16 protein-coding genes are annotated in these 16,488 nt (G+C 63.3%); all 16 read left to right on the top strand.

The features are described from left to right. The first annotated feature begins 390 nt into the window (after positions 1–390). The 16 genes from JKL48_RS09085 to JKL48_RS09010 all read left to right on the top strand — a co-directional run bounded on the left by JKL48_RS09085 (position 391) and on the right by JKL48_RS09010 (position 16,315). Positions 391–1,467: an endo-1,4-beta-xylanase gene (locus JKL48_RS09085; RefSeq protein WP_201981605.1), complete on the top strand. Its 1,077-nt coding sequence runs from the start codon at positions 391–393 to the stop codon at positions 1,465–1,467. Positions 1,468–1,638: 171 nt separating this feature from the next. Beyond that, complete coding sequence (locus tag JKL48_RS09080) at positions 1,639–4,233, top strand: glycosyl hydrolase 115 family protein (protein WP_201981603.1); 2,595 nt, start codon at positions 1,639–1,641, stop codon at positions 4,231–4,233. An 81-nt stretch (positions 4,234–4,314) separates the two neighbouring features. Further along, the gene (locus tag JKL48_RS09075) at positions 4,315–5,877 is read left to right on the top strand and encodes a GH39 family glycosyl hydrolase (protein ID WP_201981601.1); all 1,563 of its coding nucleotides are present in this window, start codon (positions 4,315–4,317) and stop codon (positions 5,875–5,877) included. 165 nt (positions 5,878–6,042) lie between these two features. Then, positions 6,043–6,393 carry an ArsR/SmtB family transcription factor gene (locus tag JKL48_RS09070; protein WP_201981599.1) on the top strand — a complete coding sequence of 117 codons (351 nt, stop codon included), beginning with the start codon at positions 6,043–6,045 and terminating at the stop codon, positions 6,391–6,393. Between the two features lie 30 nt (positions 6,394–6,423). Further along, the gene (locus tag JKL48_RS09065) at positions 6,424–6,882 is read left to right on the top strand and encodes a DUF6428 family protein (protein ID WP_201981597.1); all 459 of its coding nucleotides are present in this window, start codon (positions 6,424–6,426) and stop codon (positions 6,880–6,882) included. Between the two features lie 63 nt (positions 6,883–6,945). Beyond that, positions 6,946–7,719: a metallophosphoesterase family protein gene (locus JKL48_RS09060; protein WP_201981595.1), complete on the top strand. Its 774-nt coding sequence runs from the start codon at positions 6,946–6,948 to the stop codon at positions 7,717–7,719. 213 nt (positions 7,720–7,932) lie between these two features. Then, positions 7,933–9,567 carry a hypothetical protein gene (locus JKL48_RS09055; protein WP_201981593.1) on the top strand — a complete coding sequence of 545 codons (1,635 nt, stop codon included), beginning with the start codon at positions 7,933–7,935 and terminating at the stop codon, positions 9,565–9,567. A gap of 10 nt (positions 9,568–9,577) precedes the next feature. Beyond that, a complete protein-coding gene (locus JKL48_RS09050) occupies positions 9,578–9,964 on the top strand; it encodes a cytochrome c (RefSeq protein ID WP_201981592.1) in 387 nt (128 codons plus the stop codon). An 11-nt stretch (positions 9,965–9,975) separates the two neighbouring features. After that, the gene (locus JKL48_RS09045) at positions 9,976–10,932 is read left to right on the top strand and encodes a DUF5777 family beta-barrel protein (protein ID WP_201981591.1); all 957 of its coding nucleotides are present in this window, start codon (positions 9,976–9,978) and stop codon (positions 10,930–10,932) included. Positions 10,933–10,971: 39 nt separating this feature from the next. Then, positions 10,972–11,547, top strand: a complete 576-nt coding sequence (locus JKL48_RS09040) for a YceI family protein (RefSeq protein WP_201981589.1) — start codon at positions 10,972–10,974, stop codon at positions 11,545–11,547. 222 nt (positions 11,548–11,769) lie between these two features. After that, on the top strand, positions 11,770–12,165 hold the full coding sequence (locus JKL48_RS09035; RefSeq protein WP_201981587.1) for a hypothetical protein: 396 nt from the start codon (positions 11,770–11,772) through the stop codon (positions 12,163–12,165). A gap of 140 nt (positions 12,166–12,305) precedes the next feature. After that, a complete protein-coding gene (locus JKL48_RS09030) occupies positions 12,306–12,665 on the top strand; it encodes a hypothetical protein (RefSeq protein WP_201981585.1) in 360 nt (119 codons plus the stop codon). Between the two features lie 20 nt (positions 12,666–12,685). Further along, a complete protein-coding gene (locus tag JKL48_RS09025) occupies positions 12,686–13,582 on the top strand; it encodes a hypothetical protein (protein ID WP_201981584.1) in 897 nt (298 codons plus the stop codon). Positions 13,583–13,601: 19 nt separating this feature from the next. Further along, positions 13,602–14,276, top strand: a complete 675-nt coding sequence (locus JKL48_RS09020) for a response regulator transcription factor (RefSeq protein ID WP_201981581.1) — start codon at positions 13,602–13,604, stop codon at positions 14,274–14,276. 163 nt (positions 14,277–14,439) lie between these two features. Continuing rightward, positions 14,440–15,768: a sensor histidine kinase gene (locus tag JKL48_RS09015; RefSeq protein ID WP_201981580.1), complete on the top strand. Its 1,329-nt coding sequence runs from the start codon at positions 14,440–14,442 to the stop codon at positions 15,766–15,768. A 76-nt stretch (positions 15,769–15,844) separates the two neighbouring features. Beyond that, positions 15,845–16,315, top strand: a complete 471-nt coding sequence (locus JKL48_RS09010) for a hypothetical protein (RefSeq protein WP_201981578.1) — start codon at positions 15,845–15,847, stop codon at positions 16,313–16,315. Positions 16,316–16,488 lie beyond the last annotated feature (173 nt).

The following is a 16,488-nucleotide window of genomic DNA, read 5'->3' as shown; positions in this document are numbered from 1 at the left end:
AAGCACGTCATGCTGAGCGCAGCCGAAGCATCTCGCGTGGGGTAGTAATTCAATCGAAAGGATTAGTGGTAGCACGCGAGATGCTTCGGCTGCGCTCAGCATGACGTTCTGTTTTTGCTCTGAAATTCAAATATCAACAACAAAAAAACGGAACCGGCTGGCTGCGAAATGGTGGGAACAGTGACGCAGCTGGCCGGGGAAGTTTTTTAGTTTTTTAAGCGGTGGAAACGGCTGCTTGCTGCAACAAGGAGCCGTTTTGCGGAGGCGTTTTGGGTAAGCTTTTCGGCTCTTTGGTGAGAGCGAGTCGGAAAGCTGCGTGCGGGCCCAGTGGCGTCCGGCATCCAGAATGCCTCCCCACTTGCTTGCCTCTACATTTTGCCCCTATCAATTATGAAACTCCGGCTCCCCTTTGCTACTTTGCTGCTGGCCTGCGCCGCCCTGACCGGCAGCCAGCCGCCCGCCGCCGAAAAAGGCCTTAAAGACTATTACAAGGACTATTTTCCCATTGGCGTAGCCGTCGGGCCCTCGGCGCTGAAAGGCCCGGAGGCGGACCTCATTCGGCAACAGTTCAACAGCATCACGCCCGAGAATGCCATGAAAATGGGCCCCATTCACCCCGAGGAATTCCGGTATTTCTGGGATGATGCCGACCGGATTGTGGCGTTTGCCCAGGCCAACAAGCTGCGGGTGCGCGGCCACAACCTGTGCTGGCACGAGCAAACGCCCAAGTGGCTCTTCAAAACGGCCGAAGGCCAGCCCGTGAGCAAAGAAGTGCTACTACAGCGCCTGCACGACCACATCGACACGGTGGTGAAGCGCTACAAGGGCAAGCTCTACGCCTGGGACGTGGTGAACGAAGCCATTGCCGACGACAGCACGCAGTTCTTGCGCAACTCGGACTGGTACAAAATCTGCGGCGAGGACTTCATTGCCAAGGCCTTCGAATACGCCCACGCGGCCGACCCCAAAGCGGTGCTGTTTTACAACGACTACAACACCGAGCGCCCCGAAAAGCGCGAGCGGGTATACCGCCTGCTCAAGAAGCTGGTCGATGCCAAAGTGCCCATCAACGCGGTGGGCCTGCAGGCGCATTGGTCGTTGCAGGAACCCACGCAGAAGGACCTGCGCGCCGCCATCGACCGGTTTGCCTCCCTGGGCTTGAAGGTGCAGATAACCGAGCTCGACGTGTCGGTGTACCCCTGGGAAAAGAACCGCCGCGCAAAGCGGCCCGGCGAAGGCGACGCGTACACGCCCGCCCAGGAAAAGCAGCAGGCCGAGAAGTACCGCATGGTATTCAACGTTTTCCGCGACTACAAAAACGTGCTGACGGGCGTCACCTTCTGGAATATTTCCGACAAATACACCTGGCTGGACACCTACCCCGTGCCGGGGCGCAAAAACTATCCGCTGCTATTCGACCAGCAGCTGAAGCCGAAAAAGGCTTTTTATGAAGTGGTGAAATTCTGACGGGCGCCTCATCTCCCGGCCCCTTCTCCGGAAGGCGAAGGGGAGCCTGACGACTCATTGCTGCTCTGTTTCCATGTCTTTACTGCTGCGTCCCGCCTTGGCTCCCCTTCTCCTTTTCGGAGAAGGGGCCGGGGGATGAGGCGCCCGTCAGCAGGACCAATCCCATTCCAGATGAATCCCTTCCGCTCTTACCCACAATGGCTGTGGCTGCTCTTGTTGCTGAGCCGCGTCGCTGCGCAGGCCCAGACCACGCCGGCTGCGGCCAACAAGGCATCAGCGAAAAAAGACCAAGCTGATTTTACCCTGGCCGCCAACGGCAAAGCCGCCGCCATCTACGCCAGCGGGGGCGACTGGCCGGGCGTGCTGCGGGCGGCCAAAGACCTGCAAGCCGACGTGCAGCGCGTGACCAAAGTTGAGCCCGGCTTCAGCACCAGCCAGCCGGCGGGGACCGAAGTCGTCCTCATCGGTACCCTTGGCAAAAGCCCGCTGATTGATGCGCTGGTGCGGCAAAAAAAGCTCGACGCCTCCGGGGTGGCCGGCAAGTGGGAAACCTTCGTGCGGCAAGTGGTGCTAAACCCCATGCCGGGCGTGCAGCAAGCGCTGGTGATTGCCGGCAGCGACAAGCGCGGCACCATTTACGGCATCTATGACCTGTCGCAGCAGATTGGGGTGTCGCCTTGGTACTGGTGGGCCGATGTGCCGGTGAAGCCGCAAACGGCCTTGCACATTCCCGCCGCCCGCCACACGCTGGGCGAGCCGGCGGTGAAGTACCGGGGCATCTTTCTGAACGACGAAGCCCCGGCGCTGACGGGCTGGGCGAAGGAAAAATTCGGCGGCATCAACTCGAAGATGTACGCGCATGTGTTTGAGCTGCTGCTGCGGCTGAAGGGAAATTACTTGTGGCCCGCCATGTGGGGCAATGCCTTCAACGACGACGACAAGCTCAGCCCCGCGCTGGCCGACGAGTACGGCATTGTGATGGGCACCTCGCACCACGAGCCCATGCTGCGCGCCCAGCAGGAGTGGAAGCGCTACGGCCACGGCCCCTGGAACTACCAAACCAACGACACCACCCTGCGCCGCTTCTGGCGGCAGGGCATCCGCCACATGGGTACCCACGAAAGCATCGTGACCATGGCCATGCGCGGCGACGGCGACGAACCCATGAGCGAGGGCAGCAACATTGCCCTGCTCGAAAAAATAGTGGCCGACCAGCGCCAGATTCTGGCCGAAGAAACCCACCAACCCGCCGAAAAAACGCCCCAGCTCTGGGCGCTCTACAAGGAGGTGCAGGACTACTACGACAAGGGCATGCGCGTGCCCGACGACATGACCCTGCTGCTCTGCGACGACAACTGGGGCAACCTGCGCAAGTTGCCCAAAGTAGGGGAGAAGCCCCGCGCCGGCGGCTACGGCATCTACTACCATTTCGACTACGTGGGCGGCCCGCGCAGCTACCGCTGGCTGAACACCAACCCCTTGCCGCGCATCCGCGAGCAGATGAACCTGGCCTACGAGCACGGCGTCAAGCAGATTTGGATTGTGAACGTGGGCGACCTCAAGCCCATGGAATTGCCCATTTCGTTTTTCCTGGACTACGCCTGGCAGCCGGCGGCCATCCCGGCCAGCGGCGTGGCGGCCTACACCCGGCGCTGGGCCAGCCAGCAGTTTGGCCCCCAATACGCCGCCGACCTTGCCGACATCCTGGCCAAATACGCCAAGTACAATGCCCGCCGCAAGCCCGAGTTGCTCGATGCCAATACCTACAGCCTGGCCACCGGCGAATGGGCCGCGGTGGTGGCCGACTACAACCAACTCCTGACCCGCGCCGAGGCCCTCAACCAGCTGCTGCCTGCCACCAGCCACGACGCGTTTTACGAGCTGGTGTTGCACCCGGTACAGGCCTGCGCCAACCTCAACGAACTGTACTACACCGTGGCCCTAAACCGCGAGGCCGCCAAAACCAACCAGCCGAACACCAACGCGCTGGCCGAAAAAGCCCAGGCACTGTTTGCCAAAGACGCCGAAATCAAGCAGCGCTACCACGCCCTGGCCGGCGGCAAGTGGAACCACCTGATGGACCAGATGCACATCGGCTACACGTCCTGGCACGACGAACCCAAAGACCTAATGCCCGAAGTGGTGACGCTGGCCGCCGGTGCCGTGCCAACGCCCGCTGCGGCCCCGGCACTGCCTTCAGCCGGGGCGTACGTATCCATCGAAGCGGAGCATTACACCCAGGCCATCAACGGCGGCCCCGTCACCTGGCAGCGCCTGCCGGATGTGGGCCGCACGCTGGGGGCCGTCAGCACATTCCCGACCACGGCTGCGCCCACGGCCGCGCCGGGAGGCAGCAGCCCGCACTTGGAGTACCGCATCACGCTCGCCCAGCCGGGCCCGGTGACGGTGCAGGCCTACCTCGCCCCAACGCTCGACTTCACCAACACCACCGGCCTGCGCTACGCCGTGTCGCTGGACGATGAAGCGCCGCAAATCATCAACCTGCACACCGGCATGAAGCCCGGCGAAAGCAACCTGATTTGGGAGAAGGCCGTGGCGAATAACATCATCCTCAAAACCTCGCAGCACCGCGTGGCCACGGCTGGCCTGCACGTCCTCAAGTTCTGGCGCGTGGACCCCGGCGTGGTGCTCGAAAACCTGGTGCTGAGCCGGGGCGAAGTGCCGGCCAGCTACCTGGGGCCGGCAGAAAATGTGCGTGACGCTACGCCGAAGCCGACGGGGAAAGGCAGCGTTGGTAGGCGGTAGGAGCTTGGGCCACAAGTCGTCCGTCCTCCTTTCCCATGGGGGAGGCCCCGCACCCGCGCCATCTAACGAACCCCGCACACCATGAAAAGCCACCTGCTACTTCTCTTCACACTGGTTTGCGGGCAAGTGGCGGCCCAAACGCCAGCCCCAAGTCAGCCACGCGTCATCAGCCTCGATGTAAAGAAGGTGCGCGGTCCGCTCAACAAGGCATTCGACCTGTGCGTAGGAGCCGGCCGGGCCAATGAGGGCCTGCGCGCCGACTGGCAGCAGCAACTGGCTTTGGCACAAAAGGAATGCGGCTTTCGCTACCTGCGCTTCCATGGGCTGCTGCACGATGATATGGGCGTGTACGCCGAAGACCGGCAGGGCAATGCCGTGTATAACTGGCAGTACACCGACAAGCTGTACGACTTCCTGCTGAGCATCCACGTCCGGCCGTTTGTGGAGCTGTCCTTTATGCCCTCGGCGCTGAAAAGCGCGGAAAAAACGGTGTTCTGGTGGAAGGCCAACGTGTCGCCGCCGAAATCCTACCCCAAGTGGGAGGCCCTGATTACGGCGCTGGTGCGGCACTGGGAGCAGCGCTACGGGCGGAAGGAGGTCGAAAGCTGGTATTTTGAGGTGTGGAACGAACCGAACTACCCAGCTTTTTTCTCGGGCACGCAGGCCGATTATTTCCTGCTGTACGCCAGCACGGCGCGGGCCGTGAAAAGTGTGTCGGCCAGCTACCGGGTGGGCGGCCCGGCTTCGTCGGGCACCGGCTGGATTGATGAGACGCTGGCCTACTGCGCCGCCAATAAAGTGCCGCTGGACTTCATCAGCACGCACGATTATGGGGTGACCGAAGGCGGGCTCGACGAGTTTGGACAGGGGCAGCAGCACCTCGGCGACCCCAATGCCATTGCCCGCCACACAGCCGCCGTGCGCGCCAAAATCGCGGCTTCGGCCTTCCCCAAAATTGAGCTGCACCTGACCGAATGGAGCACCTCGTACTCGCCCCACGACCCCGTGCACGACTCCTACGAAAGCGCTGCCTACCTTCTCAACACCCTCAAGCAAACCGAAAAGACGGCCACGTCCATGTCGTACTGGACGTTCTCGGACATTTTTGAGGAGGCCGGGCCGCCGCTCACGCCCTTTCACGGCGGCTTCGGCCTGCTCAATCTACAAGGCATCCGCAAGCCTGCATACTTCGCCTACAAGTACCTGCACGAGCTCGGCCCGCAGGAGCTGCAGAATGCCGACCCGGCTTCCTGGGCCACCACCGACGCGGCAGGCAATGTGCAGGTGCTGCTCTGGAATTTCACCGCCCCGCCCCAGGGCCCGCAGAACAACCAGGTGTATTTCGTGAAGAAGCATCCCGCGCCCGCCGCCCCACCCGTCACGCTGGCGCTGCGGAACCTGCCGCCCGGCCGCTACGCCACCGAGGCCCACCGGGTGGGCTACGGCCAGAACGACGCCTACACCGCCTACCTCAACATGGGAAGGCCCTCCGAGCTTTCGCGCCAGCAAGTGGCCGATTTGCAGCGGCTTACCATGGACCCGCCTTTGGCAAGCCCATCCCTGCAAGCCGGCCCCTATGGCCTAAAACTACATTTCCAGCTCCACGAAAACGACGTGCTGTTGGTGAAGCTGCGGAAGCTGTAGCGGCCGGCCAGAAGGCAGTTTGGCCATTAAAACAGGCATGAAATGCCCGTGATGCTAAGCGCTGGCGTAGCACTCGCATTGCAGAAGTAACTGATAAATTAGCTATGTCGTAAACATACGTCATTATTGTGTCGTATGTTTACGACATAGTTTTCCCATGTGTTCATGACTTACGCCAAAACCGCCTTCTTCACCCAGGAGCAGCAGCAGCTCGCCCGCGTTGCCAAAGCCCTGGCTCATCCGGCGCGGGTGGCCATTGTTCAGCTGCTGGCCAGCAAAACCACCTGCATTTCGGGCGACATCGCAGCCGAACTGCCCCTCTCGCGCACCACCGTTGCCCAGCACCTGCAGGAGCTGAAGGCGCTGGACCTGATTCGGGGGGAGATTGACGGGCTGACGGTGTGCTACTGCCTCAATACCGAGTTGCTCCGGCGCGTGCACCAGCAATTCACGGCCTTTTTTATCGAAGCCACCACCAGTGCTACCTGCGGGCCGGACAGCGCTTGCGCCTGCTAAGTATTTCGCCCTCTTACCCCAACCAACTCCATGAAAATATCTGAAATGAAGCAGTCCCTCAGCGGGCTGGCCGCCGTTAATTTCCGCCTGCCAACCGGCGAATACCTGCCGGCGCACTTCCACGTCACGGAAGTGGGCTTGGTCAGCAAGCACTTTATTGATTGCGGCGGCGTGGAGCGGCGCGAAACGGCGGCCAACTTCCAGCTCTGGGAGGCCGGCGACTACGACCACCGGCTGGCGCCGCAGAAGTTTCTGCACATCCTGAACCTGTCGGAAAAGGTGTTGGGCCGCGAAGATTTGGACATTGAAGTAGAGTACCAGCAGGATACCATCGGCAAGTTTGGGCTGGCCTTCGACGGCACCGATTTCGTGCTCACGCCCAAGCAAACCGCCTGCCTGGCCCAAGACGCCTGCGGCGTGCCGAGCCTGATGGACGCCCTGCCGCAGTTGCAAACGGCCTGCTGCACGCCGGGAGGCGGCTGCTGCTAAAGCCCGCGCGCGGCGCTGCCTGGCGGGTGGCGCCGCTTTTCTTTGTTCCCTTTTCTGAGACCGATGACCATTGCTTTTTTTTCCGACGTGCACGGCAACCTGCCGGCCCTGCAAGCCGTGCTGGCCGACATGGAGCAGCGCCAGCCCGACCTGATTTTCTGCCTCGGCGACCTGGTGGGCTATGCGCCCTGGCCCAACGAGGTGGTGAATGAGGTGCGGCGCCGGGGCATTCCCACCCTGGCCGGCAACTACGACCAGGGCATTGGCCTGGCTTCCGACAACTGCGGCTGTGCCTACAAAACCGACACCGAAAAAGAGCTGGGCGCGCAGAGCATTGCCTACACCAACCACGTGGTGGGGCCCGCCGAGCGGCGCTACCTGCGCCACCTGCCCAAGCACATGCGCCTGGAGTTCCAGGAAGAGCCCACTACCCTCAGCCTGCTCATGGTGCACGGCTCGCCGCGCAAAATCAACGAATACCTGTTTGAAGACCGGCCCGAAAAAAGCTTTTTGCGGGTGCTGGAAGAAGCCAATGCCGACATCCTGCTCTTCGGCCACACCCACAAGCCCTACCACCGCACCTTCGCCTACGAGCACGACGGGCACACCCGCTACCGCCACGCGCTCAACATTGGCTCGGTGGGCAAGCCCAAGGACGGCGACCCCCGCGCGGCCTATCAACTGCTGCACCTCGACGAAAACACCTCCCTCGCCGACCCGCACAGCGTCCGCTCCGAGCTGGTGCGCGTGCCCTACGACGTGGAAAAAGCCGCCCGGGCCGTTGAGGCTTCTCCGCTGCCCAACGCGTACGCCGACATGCTGCGCCGGGCCTATTAGCAGGGAAGCGGCTGGACAGCCCGGCGCATATTATCATGTTCGCATCATGTTAGACCAATAAAATTGCGGGCTTAAAAACCTGCTTTTCTTGGCTGCAATGAATATACGCCGACTATTACACTTTTTGTTCTTGCTTGTTGGCTTGTTGGCTTGTTGTCGGCTGCCGCGTGCCGGCACGAGCGGTTGGTGGCCCCCGAAGCAAGCAGAGGCCAGGTGCCCGCCCAGCTAGCTTACGCCAACCCCCGGCTGGAAATAGAAGTGGGCACGGCCGGGCAGTCGGGCGTGCCCACCATCAGTGGCACCACGCCCATCAGCTACACGCTGAGCACCAGTCCGGCCAGCCTCGGCAGCATCAGCATCAGCGCGCAGGGCGTGATTGCGGCAGATGCGGCCTTGCCCGAAGGCGTTTACACGGTGAGCATCACCGCCTCCAATGCGGCCGGAGCTACCAACTTTCCCAATGTGTTTACGGTGGCTGCGGTGCGTACGCCCCGCGCCCCCTCGGCTCTGCGCTACGCCCCCGATAGCTTGGTGGTGAACGAGGGCACGGCCGGGCAGTCGGTAGCGCCCACCGTGAGCGGCACCACGCCCATCAGCTACGCGGTGGCCAGCAGCCCCGTTACCAGCCTGGTTGCCATCAGCTCACAGGGCGTGATTTCGGCTCCGGCGACGCTGCCCGCGGGCCGCTACGTGCTGGCCGTGACGGTCACCAACAGCGTGGGGGCCGTCACGTTTCCCAATGCTTACAAAGTGGTGGTGAAGGCCCGGCCCCCGGCCAGCCTCACCTACGCACCCAACTCCCTCAACCTGGTGCGGGGCACAGCCGGCACCTCGGCCGTGCCTACCATTTCGGGCACGGCCCCCATTACGTATGCCGTGAGCAGCAGCCCGGCTACTACCGGCATCACCATTAATGCGCAAGGCGTTATATCGGTGGCGAATACCGTGGCGCCCGGCACCTACGTGCTGGCGGTGCAGGCCACCAACGCGGCGGGCACGGTGGCTTTCCCGGCGGCTTTTACCGTGGTGGTTTCGGCAGCGGCTACCGCGCCCAGCGGCCTGGTGTACTCGCCCAACACGCTCAGCCTGACGCAGGGCAGCGGCGGGACCTCGGTGGTGCCCACCATCAGCGGCACCACGCCCATCAGCTACGCCCTGACCAGCTCGCCGACGGCCGGCAGCAACATCACCATCAATGCGAGCAGCGGGGTCATCACCGTCGGGGCGGGGCTGGCGGTGGGCACCTACAGCCTCACGGTGGCGGCCACCAACAGCGTGGGCACGGTGTCGTTCCCCAGCGTGTACACCGTGACGGTGACCGGGGCCGTGCGGCCCGCCAGCCTGGCGTATGCGCCGGCTTCGCTGACGCTGGCGCAGGGCAGCACGGGCACCTCGGCCGTGCCCACCATCACGGGCACGGGCCCCATCACCTATGCGCTGAGCGTGTCGCCGGCAAACGCCGGCATCACCATCAACAGCAGCACGGGCGTGATTTCGGCGAGCAGCGCCGTGACGACGGGCACCTATTCCGTGAGCGTGACGGCCACGAATGCGGCGGGCAGCACCACCTTTCCGGGCGTATACACGGTGGTGGTGGGCGCGGCGGCCATCACCTTCACCAACAACGTGCGGCCGCTGGTGGTGAGCTACTGCGGCAACTGCCACACCGGCGGCGGCCAGACCAACTACACCATTTACGCCAACGCGGTGGCCAACATCACCCTGATTCTGGACCGGGTGCAGCGCTCGTCGAGTACGCCAGGCTTTATGCCCAAAAACGGCAGTCCGCTCACGGCCGCTCAGGTCACGATGCTCCAGCAGTGGCAGGCCCAGGGCTTGCTGCAATAACCGCTTTTTCATGAAACGCTTCTCCCGCCTGATGGCCGCCGTGCTGGCGGCCGGCCTGCCGCTGCTCAGCGGCTGCTACTTCGACAACGAAGCCAAGCTCTACGGCGCGCCCGCGCCCTGCGATGCGCCCACGGTTACTTATCTGGCCAACGTGGGCCCCGTGCTCAACACCCACTGCCTGGCCTGCCACGGCACCACCACTTACGCCAACCTGGGCGGCAACCTCAACCTGGCCACCTACGCCGGCGTGAAGGCCGTGGCCGATAACGGCGTGCTGCTCAAAAGCATCAAGCACGAGGCCGGCGCTTCGGAAATGCCCAAAAACTCGCCCATGCTCAGCGCCTGCGACATCGAAATCATCAGCAAATGGGTGGCAGCCGGCGCCCTCAACAATTAATTTTCCCCCGCATGAAGAGTCTCGAATACCACGTGAAAATCGTTTCTGCCCTGGTGTGCGCCGGGCTGGTGCTGCTGCTGAGCTTGGTGCTCGTGACGGTGGCCTGTGCCCAAACCACCCCCGCGCCGGGTGCCGACCTCGATAAGATGCTCGACGGCCTGGACGCGCCCAAGCGGCAGGACGTGACCGGCACCTTCAAGGCCGGGCGCGTCATCAACCTGCAATCGGTGGAGAAGGCCGCGCCGGGCACCCTGGAGTTTGTGATTTCGCACCGCTTCGGCCCCTTGAACGGCGGCGCCTACCAGCTCTGGGGCCTCGACCAAAGCACCATCCGCATCGGCCTGCAATACGGCATCAACCGGTTTTTGAGCGTAGGCGTGGGGCGCAGCAGCTACCAGAAGGCCTACGACGGCTTCGCCAAAGCCACCTTGCTGCGGCAGTCCATCGGGCCCGGGGCCGTGCCCGTGTCGGTGGTGTATTTCGGCAGCGCGGCCATCAACACGCTCACTTTTGATGACCCCAGCCGCGACAACTACTTTTCCTCGCGCCTGGTGTTCGTCAACCAGCTCATCGTGGCCCGCAAGGTGAGCGAGCGGCTGTCGCTGGAAATTGCGCCCACCGTGCTGCACCGCAACCTGGTGGCCACCGAGCGGGACCAGAACCTGGTGTACGCCGTGGGCGTGGGCGGGCGGCTCAAGCTCACCAAGCGCACCTCGCTCAATGCCGAGTACATCTACCGCGTGCCGCCTAAATACCCCGACGCCGCCAGCTACGCCAACTTCTACAACTCGCTCTCCGTGGGCTTTGATATCGAGACCGGCGGCCACGTGTTCCAGTTTCACCTGAGCAACTCGCTCTCGATGATTGAGAAAGGCTTCATTGCCGAAACCACCGACTCGTGGGCCACCGGCGGCATCCACCTCGGCTTCAATATCTCGCGCGATTTCGTGTTGCACCGGCCCCGGTAAGCCGCCACGTTCCTGGTTTTCTTTCTATCCTAATCTGTCATGAATCGTCGCCTGTTATTCCTGCTGCTTGTCCTCGGCGCTTTTGCCCAAATCCCGGCCCGCGCCCAGGGCAAATACACCTTCAGCAAAGGCACCGTGCGCTTCTTTTCGGCGGCCCCCGTCGAAAACATTGAGGCCAGCAGCACCGAGCTCAAGGGCGTGCTCGATGCCGATGCCCACACCTTCGCGTTTCGGCTGCCCATCACCTCGTTCGTCTTCCCGTCGGGGCTGATGCAGAGCCATTTCAACGAGAATTACCTGGAAAGCGGTAAGTTTCCCACGGCCGGTTTTCGGGGCACGCTGCAAGGGCCGCTGGACCTGAAAAAGGACGGCGACTACCCCGTCACGGCCACCGGCGACCTCACCATTCACGGCGTGGCCACGCCCCGCACCATTCCCTGCACCGTCACGGTGCGCAACGGAGTGGCCACCGTGGCCAGCAAGTTCACCGCCAAGCTGGCCGACCACCGCATCGAGGTGCCCACGCTCATGTTCAACAAGATTGCCGAAGTCGTCACCATCACCGTGGACGGCACGCTGGCACCCTTTGCCGCTCCCGCCTCGGCCGGTCGCTAACAGGTCACCAGCTCCGGTCCGACTGCCCTAGGCGGTCCGACCGGTCGAAGCAACAACGATTTCGTTCTGACGACAACCGGTCGGACGCCTACGGCGGCGGACCGGCAAGCGAGACCCTTCCGAAACAGCTTCTTTAGTAGTCAGCCGCCTTCGCTATCATTTTCGCATCATGTTGGCATAATAAGTTTGTCTCATTCTTCAACCGATTCAACTTCAATTCCCATGAAAAGAACCCTTGCTTTAGCCGTTGCCCTGCTGGGCTCGTTTGCCGCCCTGGCCCAGGCACCGGCCCCCTCCTCGGCTACCGCCAACGCCCCCAAAGCGGAGCGTGAACACAAAGTCAAAATCAAACAGCACGACGCAGAGGGCGACGATGACCGCGACGGCGACAAAGCCGGCAAGCCGGCTAACCACGGCCAGAACGTGAGCACCTTCACCAAAACCACGTCCCTCACCGGCGCCGACAAAGGCGCGGCCGTGAGCACCGTGGCCCGCAGTGGGCGCGGCATCGACCATGCCACCCGCAGCGCCCGTGGCGAGCACAGCCATGCCAGCGGCCACCTGGGCGGCGGCCACGTGGCCAACTCCCACGCCGGCACCCACGCCCACGGCCACTAAACCCCCCGCCGTACTTGCGCCGGCCGTCCTCCTGTAGTTGTTCGGGAGTGCGGCCGGCTTTGTGGCTTAGTGCCTGCCCCGGCTTTTTTGCGTTGTAATTTGCTTCCTTCTATCCTGCCGGGAAACCGGGTTTGATTATCATGAAAACTGTAATTTGCTTTCTTTCCCTGGGGCTGCTGGGGGCTGGCCGGGCGCAGGCACAGGCTGCCCCCGGGGTTGCCCAAGCCGCTCAGCCTGTGGCGCAAGCCCCAAGCCAGACCACGCCCGGCGCCGAGCCGCCAGTGAAAGCCGTGCCCCAAACCGAGCGCAAAAGCAAGCCCGAGCGCGTGGACGATGACAACGACGGCACCTCCGAAACCCCCTCAGCCCGGGGCAGCCGGCCAGAGCGTAGCGCGCGCGGGGCCCGGGGCAGCCGAGACGCTGGGGGCGCGGGCCGCGGTGCGCGCGGCGCGGGTGGGGTAGGGGCCGGCCGCCCCGCCGGCGTGGGCCGGGGCCATTAACCGCTTTCGACCCTCCGCTTATGCTATTTTTACGCCGTGCCGGCTTCGGGCTGATGGTGCTGTTGGCGAGTTGCCTGGGCGGCTATTCGGCCAGCGGGCAGGACGTGGGCAGCAGCCAGTCGGCTGGCAGCCCCACCGCCCCCGCCACCGACAGCAACCCCGCCCCGCACGGCGGCTTCACGGCGGCCCTGAGCTACGGCAGCAACTCCTCGTTTTTCGGCCGCACCCAAACCACGCGCTACCCCTACACGGCCGGCGAGCTCACCTACAAAAGCCGCTTTGGCGTGTGGGGCTCGGCCGTGGGCTACAACCTGCTCAACACCGGCAGCACCCTGGACGAAACCGACCTCTCGCTGGGCTGGGACGGCGACCTCTCGAAGAAAGTGGATGCCTCGGCGAGCTACTCGCGCTTCCTGTTCGCGCCCAACAGCCCGCTGGTGAAGTCCAGCGTCAACAACTCTTTTGATGGCTACCTGGGCTGGGACTGGGGTTACGTGTACACGCGCCTGAACGCGGCCTACCTGTTTGGTGAGACGAGCGACGGGTTCCTGGTGCTCGACAACTCCCGCAACTTCGAGTTCGAAAAGGTGTTCACGGCCGAGGACTACGTGTCCATCGAGCCCCGCATCAGTGCCACGGCCGGCACCCAGCGCTTCGCCGAAACCAGCCTGGTGCAGCAGGTGCAGCGCGGCAACGGCCACGGCAACAGCGGCAACGCCGGCAAAACCACCACGACCACCACCACGACCACCCGCTTCCAGGTGCTCAACTACGAGCTGCGCGTGCCCGTGACGTACTCGCTGGGCAAGGTATCGGTGCAGGTGGCCTGGCGCTATTCCATCCCCGTGAACCTGCTGCCCGAGGATGCCTCCGGCGCCCGGTCCTACTTCACCAGCAGCCTTTCGCTGAACCTGTAGCCCGCTATTCCTTCCCGCCATGACCGTTCTCATTGTCGAAGACGAGCGTACGCTGGCCCGCGAGCTGGGCATCTTCCTGCACAACCACAGCTACCTCTGCACCGTGGCCCGCACCGCCGCCGCCGCCCGCGCCCAGCTGGCCGACACGCCATTCGACTTCGTGCTCCTCGACCTGGGCCTGCCCGACGGCGACGGCCTCGACGTGCTAACCGAAGCCAAGCAGAACGAGCTGCAGGCCGCCGTTATCGTCCTTACGGCCCGCGGCGCGGTGCAGGACCGCATCGGCGGCCTGGAGCTCGGCGCCGACGACTACCTGGCCAAGCCCTTTTCGCTGCCCGAGCTGCTGGCCCGCATGCACGCCATCACCCGCCGCCGCTTTGGCCTGCACAAGCCGCTGGTGCCCTGCGGCGCGTTCGAGTTGGACTTGCAAAACCGGCGCGTGCTGCACCAGGGCCAGGAAGTGAGCCTCTCGGTGAAGGAATTCGACATGCTGAGCTACCTCGTGCTGCACAAAAACCGGGTGCTCACCCGCCTGCAGCTCACCGAGCACATCTGGGGCAACCTCTCTGAGGGCGGCTTTGACTCGAACTACATCGACGCCCACATCAAAAACCTGCGCAAGAAGCTGGGCCAGCACGCCGACACCGACTGGCTGGAAACCGTGCGCGGCCTGGGCTACCGGGTGCGGCTGTGAGCGGGGCAGCACCGCTGCGATATTAGCACGTCATGCCGAGCGTAGCCGAGGCATCTCGCGTGCCCCACTACTTCTTTCCTTTCGATTGAATTACTACCCCACCCGAGATGCCTCGGCTGCGCTCGGCATGACGTTCTTGCCTGTCAGGACGCTCTTTTGACCCATGAAGCTCAGCACCAAATTCTCCCTTTTCAACGCTTTTTCGCGGGTGGCCATTCTGCTGCTGCTGGTGGTGGGGCTGCCGCCGGTGATGAGCCGCCTGGCCCTGCTGAGCACCGACCAGCGCCTGGCCCAGAAAAAGGAGAAGGTGTTGCGCCTGATTCGGCGCAACGGCATTTCGGCCTTTATCGAAGGCGGGCAGTCGTCGTACGGCAGCTACAACCTGCTGAAGGAGGAGTTTATTTCTTTGGAGACCATTGTGCCGGGGCCGAAAATTGACGTCATCGAAGACTCGAAGCGGGCCGTGGAGGACGAAATTGTGGAGTACCGGGTGCTGAGCTACTCCTTCGCTCAAAATGGCCAGAACTACCTGCTCGAAATCGGCCGCAGCACGGGCAGCATCGGCGAAACCGAACACAACTTCCGCCGCTACGCCCTCTACCTTCTGCTGGTGGGCGTGGCCCTGACCACCCTGGCCGACCTGGCCTTTTTTCGCTACCTGCTCGCGCCGTTCTATACCATCATCCGGCAGCGGCTGCGCAACAGCCACTACCCGCCCGCCTTCGATTTTGAGCCGGTAGCCACCAGCACCGACGATTTCCGCTACCTCGACGAGAGCCTGCGCGAGATGATGGCCACCATTCAGGCCTCGTTCAGCAAGGAGCGCAAGTTCATCGCCGACGCCTCGCACGAGCTGCTCACGCCCCTAGCGGCCCTGCAGTACCGCTTCGACAACATGCTGGCCGACGAGAGCCTGTCGGAAGAAAACCAGCTGCGGGTGGTCGAATCGCAGCGCACCGTGCACCGGCTCCGCACCATTATCAAGTCCCTGCTCATGATATCCAAGATTGAGAACGACCAGTTCACCCGCACCGAAACCGTGTCGCTGGCTGCGCTGGTGGCCGAGCTGTCCGAGGAGGTGCAGGACCGCCTGGAGGCCCGCCACCTGACCCTGCACCAGGAAATGCAGCCCGATTTCATCGTCACGAATTGCAACCGCGGCCTGCTGTTCACGCTGCTCTTCAACCTGGTGAGCAACGCCATCAAGTACAACCGCGAGGGCGGCCTGATTTACGTGCTGGGCCGCCCCGCGCCCACCGGCGGCGGCTACGTGCTCGAAGTGCGCGACACCGGCCAGGGCATCAGCAAGGCGCAGCTGCCGCAACTGTTCCACCGCTTCGACAAAGGCGCCACTGCCGACCCCGACAGCTACGGCCTGGGCCTGAGCATCGCCCGCACCGTTGCCGACTTGCACGGCATCGGCATCGAGGTGAACTCGATTGAGGGCTTGGGTACGTCCTTTCTGCTCTCGTTTCCGCCCGCTCGCCGTTAGCAACATCCGGCGATTTTAGGGGAAAAAGCCGCGCTTTGGCGAGCTGCCGCGTAGCAAGAGCGGCAAGTCCAACCGCGTGAAAGACCTGCGCACGCTGGCTTCGCGACCTTTGCATCGGCCCTCATCCACTCGTTGCCACGCGGGTATGAGCGTGGGCAGCAACGACAAACTGATGGACGGCTCGGGCTTTGCCGTGGCCGGCGTGGTGCACGAGGACGAATGCGTGGTGCCCAAGTGGATGCGCCAGGACCCGCAGATAGTGGCCGTGGAGCAGTGGCTAGAAGCCAAGTGCCTGCGCGGCTATGCCGAGGGCGGGGCCACCGGCGGGGTCGCACTGCCGACGGCCAACGCGGCCCCGACCACCGATGGCGAGTTGACCTGCGCCGTGCTTGTGCAGTTACCGGAGCAAGCCAAGCGGCAGACCGAGCAGTTGGCCGACGTCAAAAGCTGGCAGGCCCGGTTGGCGGCGTACCTCAACCTGGCGGAGCTGGAGGCGGGCCAGTCGGAGCGCAAGCAGGTGCAGCTGGAGAACGGCATCCGGGCGTAAATCCGGTGTTCAAATTACTCCCTGAAAAAGACCTCGAAAATCTGCGTTTTCGGGGCCTTTTAGCGGGTATCGGAAAGTGTTCAAAGAAGAAATCTAATTTGAACGGAGGCTAGCTAACTTGAACCACCAATCTGTTGGATGGGGGCTCTGCGCAACGTTTCGGGTGGAGCTCC

It is taken from the genome of Hymenobacter rubidus (genome assembly GCF_016734815.1).
GTDB lineage: Bacteria > Bacteroidota > Bacteroidia > Cytophagales > Hymenobacteraceae > Hymenobacter > Hymenobacter rubidus.
The sequence above is the reverse complement of the archived record's forward strand: the minus strand, read 5'-3'. Positions and strand labels throughout refer to the sequence as shown.

Excerpts from the sequence above, each read along its gene's own strand:
- JKL48_RS09085 (WP_201981605.1), top strand. The coding sequence starts at position 391 with ATGAAACTCCGGCTCCCCTTTGCTACTTTGCTGCTGGCCTGCGCCGCC.
- JKL48_RS09080 (WP_201981603.1), top strand. The coding sequence starts at position 1,639 with ATGAATCCCTTCCGCTCTTACCCACAATGGCTGTGGCTGCTCTTGTTG.
- JKL48_RS09075 (WP_201981601.1), top strand. The coding sequence starts at position 4,315 with ATGAAAAGCCACCTGCTACTTCTCTTCACACTGGTTTGCGGGCAAGTG.
- JKL48_RS09070 (WP_201981599.1), top strand. The coding sequence starts at position 6,043 with ATGACTTACGCCAAAACCGCCTTCTTCACCCAGGAGCAGCAGCAGCTC.
- JKL48_RS09065 (WP_201981597.1), top strand. The coding sequence starts at position 6,424 with ATGAAAATATCTGAAATGAAGCAGTCCCTCAGCGGGCTGGCCGCCGTT.
- JKL48_RS09060 (WP_201981595.1), top strand. The coding sequence starts at position 6,946 with ATGACCATTGCTTTTTTTTCCGACGTGCACGGCAACCTGCCGGCCCTG.
- JKL48_RS09050 (WP_201981592.1), top strand. The coding sequence starts at position 9,578 with ATGAAACGCTTCTCCCGCCTGATGGCCGCCGTGCTGGCGGCCGGCCTG.
- JKL48_RS09045 (WP_201981591.1), top strand. The coding sequence starts at position 9,976 with ATGAAGAGTCTCGAATACCACGTGAAAATCGTTTCTGCCCTGGTGTGC.
- JKL48_RS09040 (WP_201981589.1), top strand. The coding sequence starts at position 10,972 with ATGAATCGTCGCCTGTTATTCCTGCTGCTTGTCCTCGGCGCTTTTGCC.
- JKL48_RS09035 (WP_201981587.1), top strand. The coding sequence starts at position 11,770 with ATGAAAAGAACCCTTGCTTTAGCCGTTGCCCTGCTGGGCTCGTTTGCC.
- JKL48_RS09030 (WP_201981585.1), top strand. The coding sequence starts at position 12,306 with ATGAAAACTGTAATTTGCTTTCTTTCCCTGGGGCTGCTGGGGGCTGGC.
- JKL48_RS09025 (WP_201981584.1), top strand. The coding sequence starts at position 12,686 with ATGCTATTTTTACGCCGTGCCGGCTTCGGGCTGATGGTGCTGTTGGCG.
- JKL48_RS09020 (WP_201981581.1), top strand. The coding sequence starts at position 13,602 with ATGACCGTTCTCATTGTCGAAGACGAGCGTACGCTGGCCCGCGAGCTG.
- JKL48_RS09015 (WP_201981580.1), top strand. The coding sequence starts at position 14,440 with ATGAAGCTCAGCACCAAATTCTCCCTTTTCAACGCTTTTTCGCGGGTG.